The sequence below is a fragment of the Chitinophaga oryziterrae genome (assembly GCF_009758125.1).
Lineage (GTDB): Bacteria > Bacteroidota > Bacteroidia > Chitinophagales > Chitinophagaceae > Chitinophaga > Chitinophaga oryziterrae.
In genome coordinates this window covers 208,655-232,350 of sequence record NZ_WRXO01000007.1, presented here as the reverse complement: position 1 = coordinate 232,350, position 23,696 = coordinate 208,655, and the positions used below count along the sequence as shown (strand labels likewise).

The 23,696-nt window shown below is 42.5% G+C and carries 18 protein-coding genes; 4 read left to right on the top strand and 14 right to left on the bottom strand.

Annotated elements, in window-relative coordinates; translation table 11 throughout:
* Positions 1–13 precede the first annotated feature (13 nt).
* From GO495_RS22495 to GO495_RS22465, 7 genes are all read right to left on the bottom strand, one after another.
* On the bottom strand, positions 14–3,463 hold the full coding sequence (locus tag GO495_RS22495; protein WP_157301990.1) for a SusC/RagA family TonB-linked outer membrane protein: 3,450 nt from the start codon (positions 3,461–3,463) through the stop codon (positions 14–16).
* Between the two features lie 164 nt (positions 3,464–3,627).
* Positions 3,628–4,809: an ROK family protein gene (locus GO495_RS22490; RefSeq protein WP_157301989.1), complete on the bottom strand. Its 1,182-nt coding sequence runs from the start codon at positions 4,807–4,809 to the stop codon at positions 3,628–3,630.
* 428 nt (positions 4,810–5,237) lie between these two features.
* The gene (locus GO495_RS22485) at positions 5,238–5,717 is read right to left on the bottom strand and encodes a hypothetical protein (RefSeq protein WP_157301988.1); all 480 of its coding nucleotides are present in this window, start codon (positions 5,715–5,717) and stop codon (positions 5,238–5,240) included.
* A gap of 81 nt (positions 5,718–5,798) precedes the next feature.
* Entirely contained in the window at positions 5,799–6,254 is a 456-nt protein-coding gene (locus GO495_RS22480; RefSeq protein ID WP_157301987.1) for an ester cyclase, read from the bottom strand.
* A gap of 65 nt (positions 6,255–6,319) precedes the next feature.
* Complete coding sequence (locus tag GO495_RS22475) at positions 6,320–6,766, bottom strand: DinB family protein (protein ID WP_157301986.1); 447 nt, start codon at positions 6,764–6,766, stop codon at positions 6,320–6,322.
* Between the two features lie 135 nt (positions 6,767–6,901).
* On the bottom strand, positions 6,902–8,662 hold the full coding sequence (locus GO495_RS22470; protein ID WP_157301985.1) for a RagB/SusD family nutrient uptake outer membrane protein: 1,761 nt from the start codon (positions 8,660–8,662) through the stop codon (positions 6,902–6,904).
* 22 nt (positions 8,663–8,684) lie between these two features.
* Positions 8,685–11,819, bottom strand: a complete 3,135-nt coding sequence (locus GO495_RS22465; protein WP_157301984.1) for a SusC/RagA family TonB-linked outer membrane protein — start codon at positions 11,817–11,819, stop codon at positions 8,685–8,687.
* A 336-nt stretch (positions 11,820–12,155) separates the two neighbouring features.
* Between GO495_RS22465 and GO495_RS22460 the strand changes: the two genes are divergently transcribed.
* Positions 12,156–13,481 (top strand): APC family permease, encoded by a 1,326-nt coding sequence (locus GO495_RS22460; RefSeq protein WP_157301983.1) that lies wholly within the window; start codon positions 12,156–12,158, stop codon positions 13,479–13,481.
* A 36-nt stretch (positions 13,482–13,517) separates the two neighbouring features.
* Here the strand turns inward: GO495_RS22460 and GO495_RS22455 are convergent, their stop codons facing one another.
* Genes GO495_RS22455 through GO495_RS22445 form a run of 3 tightly spaced genes read right to left on the bottom strand, consistent with a single transcriptional unit; the run spans position 13,518 to position 16,069 of the window.
* Positions 13,518–14,285, bottom strand: coding sequence for an SDR family NAD(P)-dependent oxidoreductase (locus GO495_RS22455; RefSeq protein WP_157301982.1), 768 nt, complete (start codon positions 14,283–14,285; stop codon positions 13,518–13,520).
* A gap of 58 nt (positions 14,286–14,343) precedes the next feature.
* Positions 14,344–14,919, bottom strand: a complete 576-nt coding sequence (locus tag GO495_RS22450; RefSeq protein ID WP_205691308.1) for a cyclic nucleotide-binding domain-containing protein — start codon at positions 14,917–14,919, stop codon at positions 14,344–14,346.
* Positions 14,920–14,947: 28 nt separating this feature from the next.
* Positions 14,948–16,069 (bottom strand): hypothetical protein, encoded by a 1,122-nt coding sequence (locus GO495_RS22445; protein WP_157301981.1) that lies wholly within the window; start codon positions 16,067–16,069, stop codon positions 14,948–14,950.
* Between the two features lie 237 nt (positions 16,070–16,306).
* Here GO495_RS22445 and GO495_RS22440 point away from each other — a divergent pair, with 237 nt between their 5' ends.
* The gene (locus tag GO495_RS22440; RefSeq protein ID WP_157301980.1) at positions 16,307–17,254 is read left to right on the top strand and encodes a hypothetical protein; all 948 of its coding nucleotides are present in this window, start codon (positions 16,307–16,309) and stop codon (positions 17,252–17,254) included.
* A 104-nt stretch (positions 17,255–17,358) separates the two neighbouring features.
* Here the strand turns inward: GO495_RS22440 and GO495_RS22435 are convergent, their stop codons facing one another.
* Both GO495_RS22435 and GO495_RS22430 read right to left on the bottom strand, forming a co-directional pair.
* Positions 17,359–17,781: a secondary thiamine-phosphate synthase enzyme YjbQ gene (locus tag GO495_RS22435; protein ID WP_157301979.1), complete on the bottom strand. Its 423-nt coding sequence runs from the start codon at positions 17,779–17,781 to the stop codon at positions 17,359–17,361.
* The gene (locus GO495_RS22430; RefSeq protein WP_157301978.1) at positions 17,778–20,102 is read right to left on the bottom strand and encodes a GH92 family glycosyl hydrolase; all 2,325 of its coding nucleotides are present in this window, start codon (positions 20,100–20,102) and stop codon (positions 17,778–17,780) included. Before GO495_RS22430 ends, GO495_RS22435 begins: the two co-directional genes overlap by 4 nt.
* A gap of 69 nt (positions 20,103–20,171) precedes the next feature.
* Between GO495_RS22430 and gpmA the strand changes: the two genes are divergently transcribed.
* Positions 20,172–20,861, top strand: a complete 690-nt coding sequence (gene gpmA / locus GO495_RS22425) for a 2,3-diphosphoglycerate-dependent phosphoglycerate mutase (RefSeq protein ID WP_157301977.1) — start codon at positions 20,172–20,174, stop codon at positions 20,859–20,861.
* A 142-nt stretch (positions 20,862–21,003) separates the two neighbouring features.
* Here gpmA and GO495_RS22420 read toward each other — a convergent pair whose 3' ends face one another.
* Entirely contained in the window at positions 21,004–21,699 is a 696-nt protein-coding gene (locus tag GO495_RS22420) for a dihydrofolate reductase family protein (RefSeq protein WP_157301976.1), read from the bottom strand.
* 128 nt (positions 21,700–21,827) lie between these two features.
* Positions 21,828–22,490: a GDSL-type esterase/lipase family protein gene (locus GO495_RS22415; protein ID WP_157301975.1), complete on the bottom strand. Its 663-nt coding sequence runs from the start codon at positions 22,488–22,490 to the stop codon at positions 21,828–21,830.
* Positions 22,491–22,602: 112 nt separating this feature from the next.
* Here GO495_RS22415 and GO495_RS22410 point away from each other — a divergent pair, with 112 nt between their 5' ends.
* On the top strand, positions 22,603–23,655 hold the full coding sequence (locus tag GO495_RS22410) for an AI-2E family transporter (protein WP_157301974.1): 1,053 nt from the start codon (positions 22,603–22,605) through the stop codon (positions 23,653–23,655).
* Positions 23,656–23,696: the final 41 nt, after the last annotated feature.

Below are 23,696 nucleotides of genomic sequence, written 5' to 3'. Positions count from 1 at the left end.
TTTACGTGAATGACTAGAATGACGCCCTTAACTGTAAGCCAAATGAGCGGACACCCGGTAAGGATGCAAACTCAATACCCTGAGCATTACCAGCACCATTAGAACCTTCCGGATTAATATGATCAGGCAATGAACTGTACAGATAGAACAAATCTCTTCCTACCAATGAAACAGAAAGTGCCTGGAATGCCTTTGTCTTCTTGACGATGTTGGCAGGTACAGCATAATTGATAGATACTTCTCTCAGCTTGTACCAGGTATCTTTTAAAACAGCCGAACTGTGTATCCAGTTGTTTCCATTAGGTCCGCTGCTCCATACACCATATTGCATGTATTTGTAGTAATAATGCACTACGTTGGTATTCACTGTTCCATCGGAATAAACACCCGGTAACACAACGCCCCATTTAGTAGAAGTACCATCCGGAGTAGTATACGCAAGACCACCGCCGTCTCTTTCTTTCAATGTTTCAGGCGCAGTACCCTGTTGCATCATAGAAGCATATGTTCCGCTCCAAATTTGTCCGCCGATTTTCCAGTCTATCAAAGTGCTTACTGAAATACCTTTCGCAAAAGTGAAGGTATTGGTGATACCGCCTCTGAATTTTGGTGTTGCATTACCGATAGGTACTATCGTGCTGCTCGACTGATACATAGTACCTTTCATCTGAGCAGCTGTTGCTGCACTTACACCGAAGTTCTGCATGAGCATTGCTTCATCCTGCAGTAAAGGTTTATGTGTTTTAGGATCATACACATAATCATACCCCATGATGGTACCAAATTCATGTCCTACAACCGCTGAAATGTAGTTACCGTTACCGCCCCATATATTAGCCATATCCACGCGGTTGGCTCCTTCTGTAAGAGATAACAGGCGGTTCTTGTTATTGGACATATTTACACTCGCATCCCATTTAAAGTTTTTCTGATCAACAATCCTTGCTCTCAGAATCATTTCCATTCCTGAGTTTTCCAGTACACCTGTGTTGATGATGATGCTGGATACACCGGAAGAAATTGGCAGTGGAGAATTTAATAATTGCTGGGTAGCACGACCACGATAATACCTGTAATCTAAATTGATCCTGTTCTGTAAAAAGCCCAGTGTAACACCAAAGTCCGCCGTTTTATTCACCTGAGGTTTGTAGTTGATCGCAGGTAAAGCAGATGGCAGACTTGATGTTGGCTGACCGGCAAAACTTGATGAGCTGTATACGGTATTCACGATATAGGGAGGAACATCCACTGCTCCTTCCGCCCATGCAGCTCTTATCTTACCAAAGCTCAACACGGAGTTATCAATGTGTAAAGCATCAGTAAATATATAACTGGCTGAGAAGGATGGGAAGAAATAGGACCATTGCGTTTTAGGCAATGTAGAAGACCAGTCGTTTCTTGCCGTGATATCCAGGTAAAGATAATTTTTATAGGATAGGTTTAAAAAGCTGTATACTGAGTTCAGTTCTTTATCATACCATGATTCAGATGGAATCTGGCTTGTTTGCGTAGAACCGGCATAGTTAGCAAAATATGTCAGGTAGGGATTGGCATAAGCAGAAGGACTGTTTGTACCTGCAAGGCCATACATTGATCTTTTATAAAAAGTACCACCCACAGACCATTTGGCGCTGATGTCTTTAAAAATATTGTCTTTATGCAGTGTAGCCAGCCAGTCGTAGTTATTGGCAATATCTCTTACTAATCCATGTCCGTATGTACCACCTATTGTACCAGTGGCATCGGTAGGACTATTAACCGTCAGATCTTCATTGTTATTAGCATCCACACTTGCCCTTACTAATAAATTCAGGAAATCGGTAGCTTCATAATTTATCTGTGCAGATCCGATCAGTTTTCTTCTGGTGACTGTCTCGTTATGTTCATAGGTATTCCAGTAGAGGTATTGTGCAGAACCGTTACCATACCAGGGAAAACCGGTGAAGTTGTTGCGTGACCCGTCAGCAAGTTTATAGTTGCCGATATCGGATGTTCCCCTGTAGTTCCTGCTGTACGCATAGATGAGGTTAGATTGTAATGTACCTTCAGTATTTCCTAATGCAGGTGCATTCTGATATACGTTTGTGAAATAGGAAGCATTTACCTGTACATTCACTCTTTTGCTCAATTTCATGGCAGTCCCCACATTGAATGAATTCTGGTTATACTTCGAATTGGGAATGATAGAGTTATTATCCGCCCTTGTATAAGAAGCACGTAAAGTACCCCAGTCGTTCCCACCGGAAATAGCCACATTATGTGTAGTCTGGCTACCATTTTGATAATAAGACTTTACATTATCAGGTTGAGGAACGTCTGCTTTTGTAGTACCATCCCACCAGGTTATCTTTGTACCATCCATTTTATGTCCCCACGATACACCAGAGCCCGTCCAGCTAACCTGGTCCGTAACAGCCACACCAAAAGGACCGGAACCTGTTTTCTGATTCACGAACATCTGTTCCCATCCGTCTGTCAGCATAGGGTTACCGGAAGCGTCCGTCTGGTATTGAGGAGCATTTAATGATACCATCCCACCTGCACCATATTCATTCTGCATTTTGATATAACGGTATGGTTGCACTACTTTATAGCCGAAGTTATAGTCTACCCCTAATCCCTTACGTTGGGCCCCCTTTTTAGTAGTGATCAGTATCACACCATTTGCACCACGACCACCATATAAAGCCGCAGCAGCAGGTCCTTTCAGCACACTCATATCTTCAATGTCCTGAGGATTGATCAGGTTAATAGCGCTACCCCAGTCTTTAGGAGCAGTAACATCCTGAGCAGCAGCAGGTATTGTATTATCCATGGGCATTCCATCGATAATGATCAGCGGCTGGTTATCTCCTGTGATCGTGTTATTTCCGCCTATGATGATCCTGGTGCTACCACCATCAACACCATTAGGACTGGTAATATTTACACCGGCCATTTTACCACTTAACGCATTGATAACATTGGGTGCATTGGATTGAGTTAATTCAACACCTTTAATTTGTTCCTGAGAATAACCAAGCGCTCTTTTCTGTCTGCCGATACCGAGAGCCGTCACCACTACTTCATTCATCGCATTCTCGCTTTTCAGCAATGTTACGTTTACAACAGGAGATGCCCCGAGTGTGATTTTAGTAGTCTGATAACCGACGAAAGAGAAGACCAGCACAGCTCCTTCAGCAGCCTGAATCTGAAAATTCCCTTTTTCATCGGTAGTAGTACCTTTAGATGTACCCACGATCGTTACGTTCACACCAGCAACAGGTTCTCCATTTTTATTTGTTACCTGTCCGTGTATATCTACAGGCGCGGAGATGTTTTTAGAGGAGATTGCAATCTTCCGGGAATAGCTTTCTGCATGTAGATGCAAAGGTGTTGCCAGAATAAGGATTGGAAGAAGCATTAATTTGGCAGGCAAAAATCGTCTTGTGGGACGAACTTTGCCATGTAAAAGTAGTTCCATACTTTTGTGTAGTTTGGTTTTGAAAGTAAAACAGTCATTTGCTAGTGTCTCGTTTAGTGCCGGATGACCAAATTTTCCTCCGGGTTCTGGTGCAAACAGAATCCGGTTTTTTTATGATCAGCCGTTCATATTCGCGGCTACGTTTTCATATTTGGTTGATTTAATTAGATGTTAGTATCTATTCCATAATTCTCTATAACTAAAGCTGCTGCCCCTATTAACTCTGCTTCATAACCCATCGTTGACATTTCTATCTCTGTGTTGGATGCTAATCGTGGAATACAATGTTCGTTTATGGCCTGTTGTATAGGCGCCTGCCATATTTTACCTGCAAGCGATCCTCTTCCGCTCAATACTACTAATTCCGGATTGAAGAGATGTATTAAAATAGCTACTCCCCTACCTATATTATATCCTGCTTCTGATAACAGTTCTACTGCAAACTGATCCCCCCTTATAGCTGCAAAAAGAATATTTTCATGTATTTCTTCAAAAGTCTCCAGTGGCAATTGCTGCAGTAATGAAGCGCGTCCCGCCTTTAGCCCCTGTTTTGCTTTTTCAGCGATTATCAGTAAGGACGTTTCTGTTTCAAGACAACCGCTTTTACCACAGCTGCATAATTTGCCGTTCATGAAAAGAGGTATGTGACTGAACTCACCGGCAAAACCATCATGCCCCCTGAATAGTTCCCCGTTAACGATCATCCCCAGGCCTATTCCCCAGCCTATATTCACTACCATGGCATTTTTCTTCTGCCGCGCTACGCCAAACTTAAGTTCCGCGAGTGCAATCACGCTGGAGTCGTTATCTATATGTACAGGTATACCTGTCTTTTCTGTAATATAACTGGTGACAGCTTCTCCGGCTTCCAGGAAAGAGTAATTGATCCCTTTACGCGCATCCACAAAGCCCGGCATGCCTATCCCTATCCCCATTATGCGATCTCTTTTGAGACCTGACTTATGAATTACTCCTTGAATCTTTTCTGTTAGTATAGCAAGCCACCTCGGCTCTTCCGGTAAATGCAATTCGAATTTTTCAATGTCAGTTACATAATTGCCCTGCATATCCGAAATAATGATCCTTGTAACGAACTGGTCCATCGCAACGGACACTACAAACATAATATCCGGCCTCAGAGAATATATGATTGGCTTTCTGCCCCCGGTAGACGCTGCATATCCTGTCTCAACCACGTCCCCCTCTTCCATCATTTCAGCCAGTAATTTGGCCGTAAAGGGAAGACTTCTATTGATTCTACTGCTTAAATCCGCACATGAAAGCGTCTTTGCAAAGTACAGTTCCTTGATAATTAAGTTCTTATACAACAAATTTTTCTCTTCCATTACCCAGGATCAAAGTTTTGTTAAACTTTATTGAAGATAATATACTTCTGTTAACTTTTTAAGAACTTTTGAAAATTTATTAAAAAGTATGACAACTTATTAAATATCAGACTGTCTTTTGAGAATCTTTAAAAATGAATGCCTAAAACAGCAAATCCGCTAATAATAGCGGATTTGCTGTAAGCATTTCTTCTTTATACTATCAGATAGATCTTCTTAAGATGGTTGTTTTGAATGAAATAATGAATTAACCAGTTGGCAAGACAGCTCCCAAGTTGAAGAATCAAGGAAGGAGAGTTTTTGCAACAGAAACATTAAATACTAATAACTTATAAATAAAAACAGACTGTCAAAAGTAATTTAATGGGTTTGAGAAAATCGGATAAAAGTTGTTTTTAGAAAAAAAACTATTTTTATTTCAAGTACGTTTATTTACCACTTTCATCCCACTGACCTTTTAATCTGTACAGCTTAATTAAATATATAACCAACACAATAAGATCCAGTCTGAAATTAAGGATAAAACCTTGTGTTGAATTTGAATGATCGGGAATAAACATAGAGACTATACGGATCACAACTCCTAACAGACCATCTGCCAATGCCATTACAATTCCCCAATTCTTTTCAGCCCATAATCCATATGCAGCAATACCTTTCAACATAAAAAGTACTACCAGGCAAAATCCTGCAAATGAAACAGGTCCAGTTGACTCCATACCATATAGACTCAGACTTACCTGAATCCCGAAAAGTCCTGCTATCAGAATAAAAGGTGACAAGGCTCCTGTTAAAAGAAACAACCAGGAGAAAGCCCTTATCCACCAGGGCAATATTAACCATCTGCGTTTAACAGGTTGTACATCATCAAATTCCGATGAAAAAATAGATCCGCTTTGCTCTTCCATAAGCAAATATAATATTTATCTAATGTATAAAGAAGAGGACTCAATTACTTTTGATGTCCCCTTCTCTTACATACAAGTTTATCAGATTGCCTTGATAAGCCCCAGCTGTGTCAATGCTGTAACACCATCATCCAAACCGATCTCCTCCACTATCTTTCCGTCTTTAAGGCGAAGTACAGTTGTTCCCGTGAAATGCATCTTGCGGCCAGTTGCAACTGGTAATGATCCTGCAAGGAAGTCACTGAAAGCCGGCCCGGTGTGTGTACCGCCACCTTCCCAACGCCCGACAACATAGTCGCCTTCAGCGATAAGATCTGCAGCACCCCAGAAGTTAAGATCAGGGAAGGCTGTACGAAAATCAGTCATAAATGCTTTGATGTCTTCGTGACCACGACGAGGTTCATGCAATGAATAACTCAGTAGCATATCTGATGCAGCCAATTCATCAACAATGTCGAGATTACAGGTTTCTCCCCAGAAATTCGCGAACCAACGGCCAACGATAGCCTTGTTGTCTTTTTCTTTTTGTGTTTCCATGATGTTTAAATTAGAATTCAAAAGTACATGGATGGGGTGCGGGTAGAAACCCGATTCTTGCGATGTTATTTAATGAGACCGAACTGTTTCAGATGATGTGTAAAATGTCTGCCATGCCATATCAGCCACTCATTGTAGTCCATAGGACCAAATCCACCATGAATAGCGGTGTTTCCTGGTATTTTAAAATATGCATCAAAATCATCCAGTGCCACCATCAGTTGATGAACAGCTGTTTCAATATCTGGATAAATTAATGCAGGGAGTTCTCCCAGAAATACATTCTTTGGCAGCTCCTTATTAGACTTAAGCATTCTGAGTTTACTCTCATAAGCCTCCTCAGCAGGCTTATCGCAGGTAGGTATTTTCGTACCATTAGTATATTCCACCTGGTCGGTTAAATGCTCTACCATTTCCTGTGGATTCATTTTGCCCCAAAGCGGTACAGCATCTGGCGTAAGACACTGGAATAGTCGTAGTAATTCTTTCCTGTTATTAATATCGATAAACATACCTCAAAATTACTATTTAGTCACGTTCTCTCAGGGGGCAAATGTGACATATATAGGGTGCATTTACTTCAATCAATAATTAATCAATATGTAACAAGCCAGGGTACATCCCTGGCCTGCTACACATTGACACGTTTAATAACCAGGGTTCTGCCTGATACGTGGATTGCGGTCCATCACATCCTGCGGAATAGGGTTCAGATACATTTTCTGCAGGAATACATGCGGATGATTCAGCGGTACTACCTCATACACCCATACCCCGCTATTATCAGCAGGAACACTGTTAGTGATCTTCATACCGTGTCTGTCCAGGTTCAATACATTCTCTGCTGTTTTCCAGCGGATAATATCATAAAAGCGCTTGTTCTCAAAGCATAGTTCTATGCGCCGCTCCTGGTGAATGGCGGTACGCATATCGTCCTTACTTAATGCCGCTGGCAGGTCAGGAAGACCAGCTCTTGCCCTTATCTGGTGCATGGCATCATACACGCTGGCATCAGGGCCGGCAGATTCATTCTGCGCTTCTGCATACCCCAGCAGGATTTCCGCATACCGGTAGTAAATGAAATTGGCGCCACTGATGGTTCCTCCTCCGGGTCTTACCAGTGGATTTAGTCTTTTTTTGAAATAATATCCGGTGTTGCTTACATCATCTGTCCCGAAATCGATCTGGTTTTTGGATGGATGCACCTTATCGATACGGGTGTAAATAGTATCCTGTTTGTCCATCCAGGCCATTTTATACGGTGCGCCATCATACACTATCCAATCATAAAAACGAGGCTCCCTGCCCACGTAAGGATGTTGCGGATCATAACCTGAAGTGGGATCCTGAATGCTTTTCCCATTAGCCATCTGGAACTGGTCTACCAGCTCCTGGGTAGGATCGTAATTACCCCAGGTGTAATAAGCACCATTGATCCACACCGGCCCGCCATATTGTTCAAAAGAAGAGCCCATCGTAGTGGGTACCACCTGCCGGTCCCATATTACTTCCGCATGGTATTCATTGGCTTCATACCAGAGAGCGCTGAGATCAGGGAATAAGCCGTAAGGATGGCCATTACCATATTGGTCCAGGAACTGTTTCAATGTAGCCGCAGCATCCGTCCATCTTTGTCCGTCATAATTGTTATAGCCTGCCAGGGGATCCGGACCGGCAGCAGGTTGTGCTGCGTTATAAGCAGGACTGGCAGCATATAACTGTACCCAGCCTTTTAATGCCAGCGCAGCACCAAGGGTAGCACGGCCCGCATCTGCTTCACCATGATTGTATTTAACGGCAAGATGCCCGTTTAGTAATATGGTATCAAGGTTACTGGTGATAAAGTTGACAGTCTCCGCAAACGTGCTGCGGGGATAATAAAGCCCATTGCTATCGCTTCGGTTAGGAAGATTGGTAATGAGTGGAAGCCCGCCCAGGTGCATCCATAATTCGCTGTAAAAAAAGGTACGCAGGAAACGGGCTTCATCCAAACGTTTCTGTTTCCATTCCGGTGAAAAGTTAGCCGCATTTGCCTGCACTTCGGCCATAAAAGTATTACACTTTCTAACGGCAGTAAAAATAGCCGGCCAGTTGGTAAGATCTCCCGATCCCGTAATACCACCCCAAACCGTATAGTCAGTACCGGAAGGAGCTACAATCCCCTGTTTCCAGTTATTAGAGGTATAATAAAAACCTGCATCATTATCATCTGTGAAATTATCCAGGTTCTCCGGTTGATTCCAGTAATTGGGTAAGCTGCCGTAAATATCATTGAGAAAGATATCCGCATTTCCTTCCGATGCCCATTGTATCTCATCCGTTAATTGCGTTTTATCAGTCTTCTCAAGGAAATTCTTATTACAGGAAAAAAGTAATATCAATATGAAAATCGATTTTATGTATTTCATGATTAGTCGGATTACTAGTGATCTAAAAAGTTACATTCAATCCCATTACGTATACTTTCTGATTGGGGTATGCAGTTTCACCATCCGTGTAACCCACTTCAGGGTCCATGAATTTCAGTTTACTGAAGGTGAGCATATTTTGCCCGGATACATACAAACGTATCGTCTTTATCTTTAAGCGTTGCAGTATTTCGCCCGGTAATGTATACCCCAGCATCACTGTTTTCAGGCGCAGTAATGCTGTATTAGCCATCCAGAAATCGGATACCTGTGTATTATTAGCATAAGGAGATTGATTCGCTCTCGGGTACTTTGCATTCTGATGATCAGGAGTCCAGCGGTTGTTGTAATATTCGTAAGCGGAGTTACTGTTGTTATTATTGAAAGGGATCGTCTGGAAACCTGAAATACTAAAGCTGGACATCGCTGAGCCCTGGAAGAATAAACTGAGATCAAGCCCTCTCCAGGATGCTGTTGGCGTAAAACCATATGTAATGAACGGATATACAGGATTGCCTATACGTGTTTCATCGTTCGCATCTATTTTTCCATCTGGTTTTCCATCAGGACCGCTAACATCCGCATACCTTATATCTCCGGGATGCAAGGCTCCAAACTGTGTTACATTATAACCATCTGCTGCATCGATCAATCCATCATTATTTTTATCATCCGCAGTATTGAAAAGCCCCAGTGCATGATAGCCGAACGGAGTGCCGAAAGGTCTTCCAGTTCTGCTTCTGTTGGGGTTATCACGGGTAGCAGAAGTTTCGAATATCTGCAACATTTTATTCCTGGCATAACTGAAATTCCCACTGATACCTACATGCAAACCATTCGCAAATTCGTGTGCGGTAGCGACTGTAATTTCTATCCCATGGTTTTCCATGATGCCTTCGTTTTCATCAGAAAGATCTAACCCGTATTCTATGGGAACAGTCACAGCAGGTGGTAATAACATCCCGGTCCTTCTTTCATGAAAATAATCTACTTCAAGGTCCAGCAAGCCTTTCCACAAAGATGTTTCAAAGCCTACATCTGTTTTGGTTGAGATTTCCCAGGTAATATTTGGATTAGCTTCGCGAGGTACATAAGATCCTTGTACCATAGTACCGTTACCATATGCATATGCATTGCCATACAGCAGATACCCTTGCAGATACTGGAAAGGCGTTCCCGCGAGATTACCTGATTTACCCCACGATCCTCTTACTTTCAGATAATTGATAAATGACAGTGGGCGTAAGAATTTTTCTTCGGATAATACCCAACCGGCAGAGAATGCAGGGAAATAACCCCAGCGTTTCCCCGGTGCAAAATAGTAATGGCCATCATAACGGCCGGAGGCTTCCAGTAAGTATTTATGCGCATAACTATAACCTACTCTGTATACAAAACCAATCTGGCTTCCGGCAGAAGAAGACCCTCCATTATCGAAGTCGCTTTTATCAGAACTACCCATTCCCAGTTCATCAATGTTAACACCAAAATTATTTCTGCGGGCAGAGAAAGCACTGGAATCACTTTTACGCGCTTCTGCTACTACTAATCCTGTGATATCATGTTTCCCGAAAGTTCGCTGGTAGTTCAGATATCCCTGAAAGGTGTATAATCTTTGCTGTGCATATTTTTGCCCCAACCAGGTGTAAGATGCTGCATTACCTTCGGCAGTAGAGATCTGTTTTTTATACGTATAAGGTGTGGTAGATAAGTCCTGAGAATAAAAATAAAAAGGCGTATGCCATCCTTTGCTGGTCATTTGTGTAGGGTCGAAACTAAAAGACCCTTTGACACTTAATCCGGGGATGAATGGCAATTGCTGATTTACGGCAATAGTAGACAGCAAGGTATTTCTGTCGTTGTGCAGGTAACCGGCATTCAGCATTCCTATAGGGGAATTCCCCGCAAATTCGCCCCATAGTCCATTGCTGTAGCGCAGGTTGGCAATAGGGATGAATTTATAATTACTACGGAAAAGATTAGTTACCGATATAGCAGTATCTACAGAATGTGTTTGCTCAAAAGCGCCTATCAGTGATAAATTCACTGTAGTTGTCTTAGTAGCCTGCACTTCCAGGTTTACGTCATAATCATATCGACGATAACTAACAGGATCAAACATGCCTGATTGATTCAGATATCCCAGTGATACAAAATACTTCATGGTAGGAGAACCTCCACTTAGTTGTAGTGCATAGTTCTGCATGGGCGCATGCATATGTACCAGGTCTTTGGTATTACTGATAGGATATTTATCAGGGTCTTGTTTATTGAGTTCCGCATAATGATCTATCAGATCATTTGTATAAGGCAGTTGAGTACCGGTTGGATTTTCATTCAGATAAGCTTCATTATGCAGTCGCATATAATCCTGCGCATTGAGCATAGAAGGGTAATAGGTCGGCATCTGCACACCATAGGAAGCATTGAGAGATAACTGGGGAGGCCCGTTCAATCCCTTTTTTGTAGTGATCAGCAATACGCCATTCGCACCACCTAAGCCATAAGGTGCTACAGCAGCGGCATCCTTCAGCACAGTTACAGACGCAATAGAGCTGGCAGGTATTTCATTGATATTATCACGTATAATACCATCAATAACAATCAGTGCACCGCTGTTGCCTGTAGTAGCAATACCCCGGATGTGAATATCAGGATTATCTGCTCCTGGTCTTCCGCCATTGGGACGCATACTTACACCGGCTACCCTGCCGGCCAGTGAGTTGGAAATATTGGGTACCGGTGATTTGGCAAGGTCCTTCCCGCCTACCGATGATACAGCAGCAGTAGTGGATACCTTTTTCTGCGTACCGTACCCAATTACAAGGACTTCATTTAATCCGCTGGCGCTTTCCGTTAGCGTTATCTGTAAAACACTGCGGCCACCCAGCGCTATTTCCTGGGATTGATACCCCATGTAACTGATTTCCAATACGGCTTTATCTTCGGCTGGCACCTGTAACTGAAAAGAGCCATCTTCTTTGGACAGCGTACCGGTGTTCGTACCTTTTATTTTGATGGTGACACCGGCCAGGAATTCGCCTTTTGTGTTTTTGACAATGCCTTTTACTAAAGCGGACCAGGCATACGCGGGCAACATTAACAGCATAAACAGCAGCAATGCGGGCAGAGGGATTGCCCATTTTTTTTGTTTCATAGTAATCTCATTAAACGGTGGAAAAATGCATGACGGCGCCATTAACAGCATCCGTATGTTGTTTTAATCATATAGTATAAAAAATTGGCTAAGTAGGGCTACTTCAGGTCATAACAGTGGGTTTCTTAGGTTGACAAATACGATCAGATGTTATTCGAGGGCCAGGCTTGTTTCTTTCGTTTACTTTCCAGTGGGCTCATAGCAAGATACAATTAATTAAAAGAAATAGATTTGCTTTTATCCATCAGATTATAGTACTTTTTTGACAATGATAGAAAACGCCGGAGAATATCCCTGATCTTTTCTATTCAATATTTTTTTACTTTTACTCCCGCAATGAATCAACCAGAACTTTCCCGTCGCATAAGTTTAGTACAGGCTACCGCCATCAACATGACAGACATGGTGGGTATCGGCCCGTTCATCGTATTAAGTGTGGTAGCAGAAACAATGCACGGCCCCAGCTTCCTGTATGCGTGGATAGCCGGAGCATTCCTCTCGTTCATAGACGCTATGGTATGGAGTGAACTGGGTGCTACCTTCCCAAAGGCAGGCGGCAGCTATAACTTTTTAAAAGAGAGCTTCGGGCCACGAACGGGGAAACTCATGAGTTTCCTGTTTGTCTGGCAGACCATGATACAGGCTCCTCTGGTGATTGCTTCTGCTGCGATAGGCTTTGCACAATATACAGGGTATATCTTCCCATTAGGGTTCTGGGAAACAAAGGCGGTGAGTGGAATGGTGGTGCTGTTGATTATCTTCCTGTTATACAGGAACATAGAAACGATCGGTAAGATAAGCGTGCTGTTATGGATAGGCGTCCTGGTTACTATGGTATGGATCATCAGCGGAGGGATTACCCACGGTCATTTCCTGGAGCCTGTAAAACATATTAACGATGGACTGGAACTCAACTATGCTTTTGCGGCAGCGCTGGGGTTTTCCAGTGTGAAGACTATATACAGTTACCTGGGATACTATAATGTCTGTCATTTAGGCGCAGAAATCAGGATGCCGGAAAAGAACATTCCCCGGAGTATGTTCATTTCCATTGCAGGGATTACCGTATTATACCTGTGTATGAATATCAGCGTGGCCTCTGTACTGCCACTGGAGCGCATAGAAAAGAGCCCATTTGTTGTGAGTGAGTTCATACAGGTATTGTCCGGGCATACTGCGGCTACGGTTGCCACAGTGTTAATCCTCTGGGTGGCTTTTGCTTCGGTATTCTCCGCCACCCTGGGTTACAGCAGGATACCATATGCAGCAGCACAGGACGGTGCCTTCTTCAAAGTATTTGCGCGATTGCATCCTACTAAAAACTTCCCGTACGTATCCCTCCTTTTTTTAGGAGCAGTCGCTTTTGTATTCAGCCTGCTGTTCAAAATCAAAGAAGTGATCAGTGCCATACTGGCTATGCGGATATTAATACAATTTATCTCTCAGGCTGTTGGTCTGATTATGCTGAGTAAGAAGAAAGGAAGAACTTTCTTTAAATGGCGCATGCCTTTGTTCCCGGTGCCGGCCATTCTTGCTATTATTATCTGGGTAGGGATCTTTATCTCTACAGGGGTACATATGATGCTGGCAGGTGCGGGAGTTACCACAGCAGGTATTATAGCATATACAATTAAGAAAAGGCTCTTTACAGAAAAGCTATAACCAGTGCTGTTTGTCCGGGTAGAACCAGAGCTGCTACTAATTAGTAGCAACTCTCTTTTTCATCATTCCTGACACCACATTAATCATACTCTTTCTTGGTAATAACCTGGGTAAAAATGATTGCAGATAATTCACTCTTCCCGTAATCACATAGCTCTTCCCTTTAAAAAATGCTTCCAAGCCTTTTTGTGCCACATACTCCGCCGTATCAACAGACATTCCCTTTGTATCCGCTTTTGCAGCCACCTGGAAGTTAGTCGCCGTATTACCCGGACAAACAGCTGTTACCGTCACCCCTCTATGGTAATACTCTCCATACAACGCCTCCGAAAAGGACAATACAAAAGCTTTACTCGCGCAATAGACCGCTACATAAGGACAAGGCTGAAATGCACCTGTGGAGGCTATGTTTATTACGCCACCTTCCCCGCGTTCCAGCATACCCGGCAATACCAGTTGTGTTAGTTTAACAAGTGCATTGATATTTAACTCCAGCATTTCCTCATAAGAAGCTTCATCTAAAAAGTTGGCCCACTTCCCTATGCCTGCATTATTAACCAGGAGGTCTGTTTTTACCCCGTTAAATTTTGCAATATCTTCTTTATGTGAAAGGTCGGCCACTATTACCTGTACCTTGTTATTGTACTGACGGGTTATCCGGGTAGCTATGTCATTTAGTTGCTGTGATGAACGCGCAGTTAAAATAAGGTTCGCCCCTTTTTTTGCCGCTTCGAAAGCAAATGCCTTACCAATTCCTGAAGAGGCACCTGTGATTAACACGGTCTTTCCTTTGATACTTTTCATTGTGTTTGTTTTACAATGCAAAGATCAGTAGCCTGGAATAGTTCCTGCTGAACAAATGTTAAGAACTTATCTTCTTTCGTATACGGCTTAAAGACTGGGGTTCTATACCCAAATATGAGGAGATATATTGTAAAGGTACCTGCCGGATAATTTCAGGTTGGTTTTCTAACAATTTAAGATATCGTTGTTCTGCGGATAACCCTATCATCTCTTTTGTACGTGTTTCATTATACGCAAGAGATTTTTCATAGATGATTTTGCCAAATAAGGCCCATTGGGTGCTACGCTGATACAACCATTCCAGGTCTTCTTTAGTAATTTTTAATAACTCACAGTCTGTTACACATTCTACATTATCAGGAGCAGGCTTCGCGGAGATAAAACTATTAAAGGAGGTAATAAATCCCGGAGGGCAGTTAATATGTGTGGTAATCTGTTTCCCATCTTCCCAGTAAAACACCCTTACAAAGCCGGAATTAATAAAATACAGGAACTCAGGCACTTTGCCTTCTTTTTCCAGCATAGTATTTTTCTCACAACTCAGGGGACGGAATAAGGTTGTAACAAACCCTTCATCGGCTTGATCCATCTGCACATGCCCGGCAATAAGATTCAGTAATTTACTATGTACCACAGCTTAAAATTACAAATAAAAGCCGGCTTTATTGAGAGAGCTTTTCTATTTTAACAGGGACCAGTTCGGTGTCTGTATCTCTCATTGGTTTGTGCCGGCGTTTCTTTACCTCTTTTTTCTCTTTTTGGGTATTAAACCTGAATGCTACATCCAAACTGATCGTATGCTGATACATCAGCCTCACGTCAGGTGTAACGGTTAATATCGTTGGCCTGTAAATAATACCCAGCTGTATAACGGAATTAAAATAATGATAGGCAGCAAGTTCAAAACCAAAGGAATTGGTTGTCCAGTCTCTGTTACGTGTATGATACAGGTTACTATCAACAGGGTCGCGCCAGGATTGATCATGTTGCCACCAGTTCGTTACATTGCTGATACCGAGGGAAAAAGCCTCTCTGTTAACATGATACTTCTTAAAGGCGGTCAGGTAAACCGAAAAGGCGTTTTCATGGTCCTTAGGAGCGTAATAATCACCGAAATGCTCCGCTAACGTCGGGAAAGTATTATGCACCATTAATCCCATCCGTATCCCCATCGCTTTATTCTTTTCATAATAATGCTCAAGCCCCAGAGAAAACCCAAAGCCACCCCATGACTCCTTCATTCCTTCTCCGTATGGCTGCAATTGCATATGATCTGCAATAGGTACAGACAATGTGAAGTAAGTCCCCTTTTGCGCTAAGTCTTTTGAAAAATAGGGCGTCCGTTGTTTAGGTGTTGCGGATGTCAGATAAGGAGTCCCTTTAACATGACCTTTAGTATGAATTAAGATGGTATCCTCATTCTTTGCATCTACATTCAGCTCCTTGCCATAATAATAGCGTTGGGGATTGGTAAGGTCTACCAGATAACCCAGCGGATTACCAGGTGGGTATATAAAGAAGTACATATTACCAAACCTGAAGTGGTTATCTGTTATTGGATTGATAATATAAGCCCGGCTGACAGAATCTCTCACTGCACTAAAAATCAATGGCTTACGGGAACGTTTCAGTTCCATTTTTAATGGTAGGCTGTAAGTACTATCATTGTAAATGATCTTCGTACTATCCTCACAGGTAGTTACATTAAAAATACAGGTCCTTTTATTCTTTATTGTAGCACAGGAAGTCAGTGATAGCAGGAAGATAAAGTACTTTAGTCGCATAGGTTAAGGAGTTCTCTTCAAATATATTATACTTAATGATAGTGAAGAAGCCCTTTAACACTATGTTCACATATAAACAGGAGAATATAATTCTTCTCTTACCTGTAACATCTAATGCATACAGATCGTTGAAATCCTGCTTATCTTTGCCCGTTCTCTGCCAACTATGTAGCAATTAACCAATAAAAAAATACTATGTTCTGTGATTTTAAATGGCTTTCCCGCCTATTTTTTCTTATGTTATTTATTTCTGCCTGTAATAAAGAAAAGTCTTACGAACCACCAACAGCTCCTGTTGTAACGACACCAGGAGGCAGCACCGGTGGTTCTGCCGAATTTGCGCTTGTAGCTACTGGTGGTAATTGCTCCAATGTTATTATTCTCGGTACTTACCAGGTAGGTAAAAGCATGAGCGCTGGTGCAAGTCTCACTGTTACTGTAAATGTCACCAAAGTGGGCAACTGGACCATGTCTACCAACACCGTGAATGGGATCGTATTTGCAGGCGCAGGTAACTTTACGGCTTTAGGGCTCCAACCTCTTACATTAATAGCTGCCGGCGCTCCGATAGCTGCCGGCTTTCATGCTTTTGCATTCAAAGCTGGTGCTGTTACCTGCAGCGCTACGGTGGAAGTCCTGCCTGCGGATACAAATAATGGCGGTACCACATCGGATTACTATTATAAGATTACGATTGATGGTAAGACCTATCAGCAAACCGTTACTATGGATAACAACTACGAAGCTGGCTCCGGTATGGGTGGCGGAGATGATGTAACCATATCTGCCAGTATCAACTACGGAGAATCAGATCCCCCGGCAGGTACTACCGGCTTTGGTATTACAATCGGAACGATGCATCATTATATGAATGCTACAAACGATGATTTTAAGGCGTATTTCGCGCCCGGAATACGCGCGTATACAAAAGACTTCTCTGTTGCTGATGGCATAATTATCGGGTGGACAGACGCCAATGGTGAGGAATGGGAAACAGATTATGGCACTGGAGATCAGACAGGCAGTACATTCAGTATTATCAGTATTGCAGATGCCACAGATCTTACAGGCACCTTATATCTGAAAACAAAAATGCAGTTCAAGTGTAAATTATATAATCACACTACCGGTGTTATGAAAGAAGTAACGAGCGGAGAAATGGTAGGTAATTTTGGGAAGATATAAATTCAGATCAAAGAGCAATTTTTTTGTGATGGTGCTTCGCACCATCACAAAAAAATTAAAGAGGTTTTGCAGGGCGAAGCCCTGCACCCGAAAATCAAACCGGATCATTCTCCCCATGCAGTAATAATCAGACTCCTTGGCCCGCCATGATCCCTATGCTCACATAGATAAATCCCCTGCCAGGTACCAAATGCAAACCTGCCATTACAGACAGGTATCATCACAGAACTACCCAGTAAAGCCGCCTTCAGATGAGCTGGCATATCATCCGGCCCTTCATCATTATGTATATACTCAGGATCATTCTCCGGTACTGTTTTACTGAAGTACATTTCAAAATCCTGCCTTACAGTAGGATCTGCATTTTCATTAATAGTTAACGAAGCAGATGTATGCTGGATAAATACCTGGCACATGCCTGTCTTCATTTCCCTGATATGAGGAAACGCCTGCATTACTTCCGCCGTAATCAGATGGAAGCCTCGCCTTCTTTCTCTTAGTTGCAATGATTCCTGGTATATTTTCATCGTTTGGGCGTAGCTGCCATTTTCAATTCCAAGGTACCACCTTTTACAAGATCAGCAAAAGGAACACTTAAAGCCGGCTTGCCATTCAGTATAGCCGACTGAACATATATATTCTGCTTTGAGTTATTATCGGTTGTTATTACAAACGCTTTTCTTCCGGGTACATTAATCGTTACCTTATCAAATAAAGGGCTGCCTACCTGGAAAGAAGGTGATGGTGCTGTCAGCCCTTTTACATCAAATAAACCCATACCAGCCATTACATACCAGGCACCCAGCTGTCCCTGGTCTTCATCCTGCCCATAACCATATCCATGTATACCCTCTGTTCCATAAAATTCATCACAGATAGCCCGTACCCATTTCTGTGTGAGATCAGGCCTGCCCGAGAAATTAAACAACCAGGAGATATGAAGATTGGGTTGATTACCATGATTATATAATCCCTGTAATCCTGCAAAGGCATCTATTGTTTTCCCACCACCGAAAACGCTCTTCTGAGAGATGGTGAAGATACTGTCAAGACGTTTATTGAATACATCCTTCCCTACCGCGGCTACTAATTCTTCCACATCGTGCGGTACAAAGAAGGTATACTGCCAGGCATTGCCTTCCTGGAACCCTATCCAGGGAGCAGCAGGATCAAAAGGTGTTATAAATTGTCCGTTGCTATCTTTAGGCCTGATGAATTTAGCAGATGAATCGTACAACAGTTTCCATCCTTTAGACAATTTCATCAGCTGCTCATAATCTGCTGTTTTACCTAATGCTTTGGCAAACTGGGCAACAGCATAAGCGCTAAAGGAATACTCCAATGTATGGGAAGCTCCGAAGGCAGAACCTTTGGTGGTCAGCTCCCGCTGGTTTGTATCGATCTCTGGTATGTAAGGAGAAAAGCCACGTTTAACGAACGCGCCTACATCCAGTTTGCCCGCACCTGGCAAACGTCCTTCATCCACCAGTTCGTTTTTGCGTGCAGCTTCATATGCCAGGTTTACATCAAAGTTTCTGATGCCGGCATTATAGGCAGCAGCTATTGCAAGCCCTGTAAAGTTGGTACCTACACCAGATACGTATTTACTGTTGGCGATACCATCACCCAGCCAGCCGGCGTCTTTATAAACGAGTAACTGGCTTTGTATCCAGTCGGCATAATATTCAGGATATGCCACAGACCAAAGCTGCGTAAGATTCCAGTAAGCGCCCCAGATAGCATCTGTGTTATAGTGATTACAGGCAGGTCTGTCACCATTGAATGGTATCTGCCCTATGCTGCCATCATTCTTTGGATAGGCTCCGTTTACATCACTGGCCAATCCCCGGCCTAATAAGGCATGGAACAAGCCGGTATAGAACTTCGTCTTATCCTCTTCTGTTCCACCTTCTACGGTGATGCGGTGCAGGTAGTCGTTCCATTTATCAGTGGTTTGTTGCTTAGCTTTGTCAAACGTCAGCGCTTTGGCTTCTGTATCGAGATTCAGGCGGGCATTTTCAACAGAGGTATAAGACAAGCCTACTTTAATAGTAATAGCTTCATTGGCGGTTGTATGGAATGTAAGGTACATTCCGGCACCCGGACCTTTTACTTCTTTTTGTCCCGCCATAGGAATGCTGTCTATGAATATACCGTAAGCAGCAGGTGTTTTATCCAGCACTGCAGAAAAGTACATGTTAACGGTAGCACCTTTCTGGTATTTCTTCACATATTCGGGACTGGTAATAACATATCCTTCAATCCGGTTGCTATCTACCAGTTTTACATCTGCATCCACCACAGCGCCACTTTCGCCCTGCCTGTGGCCAATATCGAAAATAATATTGGATGCTTTTGACGCAGGAAAAGTATAACGGTGAAATCCTACACGATCTGTAGCGGTTAATTCCGCCTTTATGTGATAATCTTTCAGTATAACGGAATAATATCCCGCTGTCGCAAACTCATCTTTATGATCGAAGTTCGAGCGATAACCACCGGCAACATTTTCCAGTGTACCCGGTTGAGTTTGCAGGGACCCCACAGTAGGAGCAAAGACAATCCCTCCTACCTGGAATTCATGGAAGTTGGGGAACCCTTCTATGGAAGTATGACGTTCGTCATATCCTACGGCTTCCCATCCACTGGCATTGCCATAACTACCATTAGTAGACGGCGCTAATTTAGCCATCCCGAACGGACTGGCAGCAGGTGTATAGAAAAACCAGCGGCTATGTGCTACCCCGATATTCGGCTTTACGTAGTGTATAAAGTCAGCATCCTTTTTATGAGTGTTGCACCCATATAAAATGAGCATGATAATTGAGACCCTGAATAACGATTTCATACGATGGAACTTGATTACTGACAAAATACACATTTTATTCAGTTATATTTAATAAGCAAAACAAGACCTATGTTAAAATTGGTATTACTTCGTCACGGACAAAGCGAATGGAATTTAGAGAACCGTTTTACAGGATGGACAGATGTAGACCTTTCTGAAGAAGGTGTTAAACAGGCTAAACATGCCGGAGAGCTGTTGAAAAAAGAAGGTTATTCTTTTGATATCGGGTTCACTTCATTACTCAAACGCTCTATTAAAACACTGCATTACGTGCTGGAAGAAATGGATTTACTATGGATTCCGGAAGAGAAATCCTGGCGTTTAAATGAACGTTTCTACGGAGCGTTACAAGGCCTTAACAAAGAAGAGACCATTGCCAAATATGGAGCAGAGCAGGTACATAAATGGAGAAGAGACCCTCACGAACATCCACCTGCAGTAGATCGTAAAGATCCCCGTTTCCCTGGTAATGATCCCCGGTATAAAGGGCTTACCGAAAGAGAATTACCACTGACGGAGAATTTAAGCGAAACGATGGAGAGGGTACTCCCCTTCTGGACAGAAACCATTATGCAGGCGGTGAGGAATCATAAGAAAGCGATTATATGCGCCCATGGGAATAGCTTACGCGCATTGATCCAGTATATAGATCATTTAACTGATGAAGAAGTAACAATGCTGGATATTCCCTTAGGCATCCCCTGGGTGTATGAGTTAGATGAGGACTTTAACAGGATCAGACATTATTATTTAGAATAGTGTCTGGTACCCGCAGGGATTATCTCCAATAAAACAGATACTCGTACCATTTCAGCAATTCCAGCTGATCTGCTATCTTCCATGAATGAGGATGTTCTCTATCATTAATAATAAAAAAAGGAATCCTAAGATTCCCTTCCAATTATTTAATCACTTTATACCTTATCCACCATACATTATCTTCCCACTCTTCCATGAAAAATAAATCCAGCTGTGAAGCAGGAGCCTTTGGTAATGCTCCACTTACATCAAATAGCGTAGGTGTATTATCCGTACCATCAATTACCGGGCAGGATAAAAAACTTAGCTCGTCAATCAGTCCTGCATTCAGTATAGAACCATTGATATTCCCACCCCCTTCTACCAGTAACCTTTTGATGTTGAATATGCTGAACAGTCTTTCGAATACACTGTTAAAGTCTATTTCTACTTCTCCTCCAAAAAGGTAAGAGATCCCTTTTTCCTGTAAAAAGGCCAGATACTCGTCAGATACAACTGTAGTCAATACCGTGATGATATGATCTTCATCAATGGCAGATGATGACCAGTTCAGTTTACCGGAAGGATCAATTGCAATAGCAAAAGACTTTTCCTTATAAGGAGCAATGAAATCAACACGTTCTACCGGTTTGCTGACAGGCCTTAACGCTAAAGGCTCTTTGCTGGCAAACCCCTCTTCCATTGTGACCCTGCCACAAAGCCATGCATTAGTATTGTGTACCAGCGCCGTTTCCTCGTAGGTATTGGTGTAAGAAGTCTTTCTCTCTCCCCATTGCTTCAGCAGGATCCTGCCATCCACAGAACTCATCATATGGCAGATTACATATGGTTTACTCATGAACTTTTTTTGGAAAAAAAATCAGCAAATAATAAGCCCGATACTTTGAATCCTTCACTATCTTCTTTATTAGTCCTTCCGGAAAAAATGTATCTTTTAAAGGATCTGAAAGTAAGGTGGCACAAGCGTTAAAGCCTCTTTAACAGATAAGGTTCCACCGCAGCGCGCCAGATCTTATATCCCTGTCCATTCATATGCAGCATATCTCCTACAAATAACTCAGGGCGGAGTTTTCCTTCCGGTGTTAACATCAGGGAGAAAACATCAATAAAAGTAATATTCTTATCCTCCTTCAGATATTCACGTATCAGCCTATTCGCTTCTATCGCTTTGGGCTGATATTTTTCCCTGCTGGGGCTTGGTTTAATAGAGATATAAAGAATAGATATTTCGGGTAATTTAGCTCTTATCCCTTCTATCAGGCGTTTTGTTCTGTTTAAAACAGAATCAGCTGTAGATTGCTCATCCGGCAAATCATTTTCTCCCACATAAATAACGATCTGACGGGGATGATAAGGGAATACAATATCATTAAGATAATAAGTGATATCATTTACAACAGCGCCGCCAATCCCCCTGTTTAACACTACATAGTCTGCAAAGGTCCTTTCCAGGTCATTCCATTTACGGATAGAAGAACTACCGATAAAAAGGATAGGCTGATAAGGAGGTTCATACATCTGATCATACTTTTTGATCGTTTGTACATCTTCCCAGTATACCGGTTTATTTTGTGCAGAAAGGGTTTCACCCGCAATGATCAGGAAAACAAGGAGCAGTAATTTTTTCATATGACGATTTTACCTGATCAAATATAAGATATAACATTGGCATGCTTCTGGTAGCCAAATATTTATTACATTGTAAGGCCCCATTACGATGGAGTTTAAAATTACTCATTTTATGAACAGCGTTAAACTGGCCTTTTATGCACGCCTGGCCCTGATACTGCATGCGCTTGTACTCGTGCTGATCCTGATGCACTTTGGGAAAACCATTATTATTCCACTCTTCTTTGCTTTGCTGATCTCTTTTGCCTTACTCCCGGTATCCAGACAACTGGAAAATTGGGGATTACATCGTGGATTTGCGTCCGCAGTGTCAGTATTGTTATTTGTATTGGTTATAAGTGGGTTCGTCTATTTATTAAGTCACCAGGTAGTAAGTTTTACCCATCACCTGCCGGAACTGCAAATCAAGTTTACAGCCATGCTGCAGGAAATCAGTTCCTGGGTATTCAATACTTATCATGTTGATTACCAGCAACAGATAGCTTATTTGAAGAGGTCTGCCGGTAGCCTGGAAGATACAGCGTTCACCTCCCTTGGAGCAACCTTTATAAGTGTGGGCGAAGTACTCATTCTCACTATCTTCTTCCTGATCTTCACTTTCTTTATGTTATACCACCGTCGTCTGTTCAAACGTTTTATTCTGGCGCTGTTCCCCCATGATCAGCTGCATAAGGTAGAAGATGTGATCAGCAGCGCCAAAAGTATGATCAACCGGTATATTATCGGGTTACTGACAGAGATGGCGATCCTGATTGTATTACTGGTATCTACCTTTGCGATCTTAGGAATTAAATATGCGTTGCTGATTAGTGTAATAGCGGCTGTACTGAATGTAATACCTTACCTGGGGATTTATACGGCCATGGCTATCAGTATGGTGATTACGCTGGCAGATGGCACACCAACCCATGCATTAACGGTAGCGATCGTGTTTATTGTCGCACATTTCCTGGATGCTAATATACTCCTGCCACGTATCGTGGGCGGTAATGTAAAACTGAATCCCTTAATTACTATCATAGCCGTATTAACCGGCAAATTGATCTGGGGTATCCCTGGTATGTTCCTTTTTATTCCGCTCACAGCTATTATCCGTATTATCAGTGAGAAGGTAGAAGGACTGCAGCCATGGGCTATTCTGATGGGAGAAGATAAAGAGAAATAAAGAAATTCATACCTGTACAAAGCCACAAGTACAATAATATT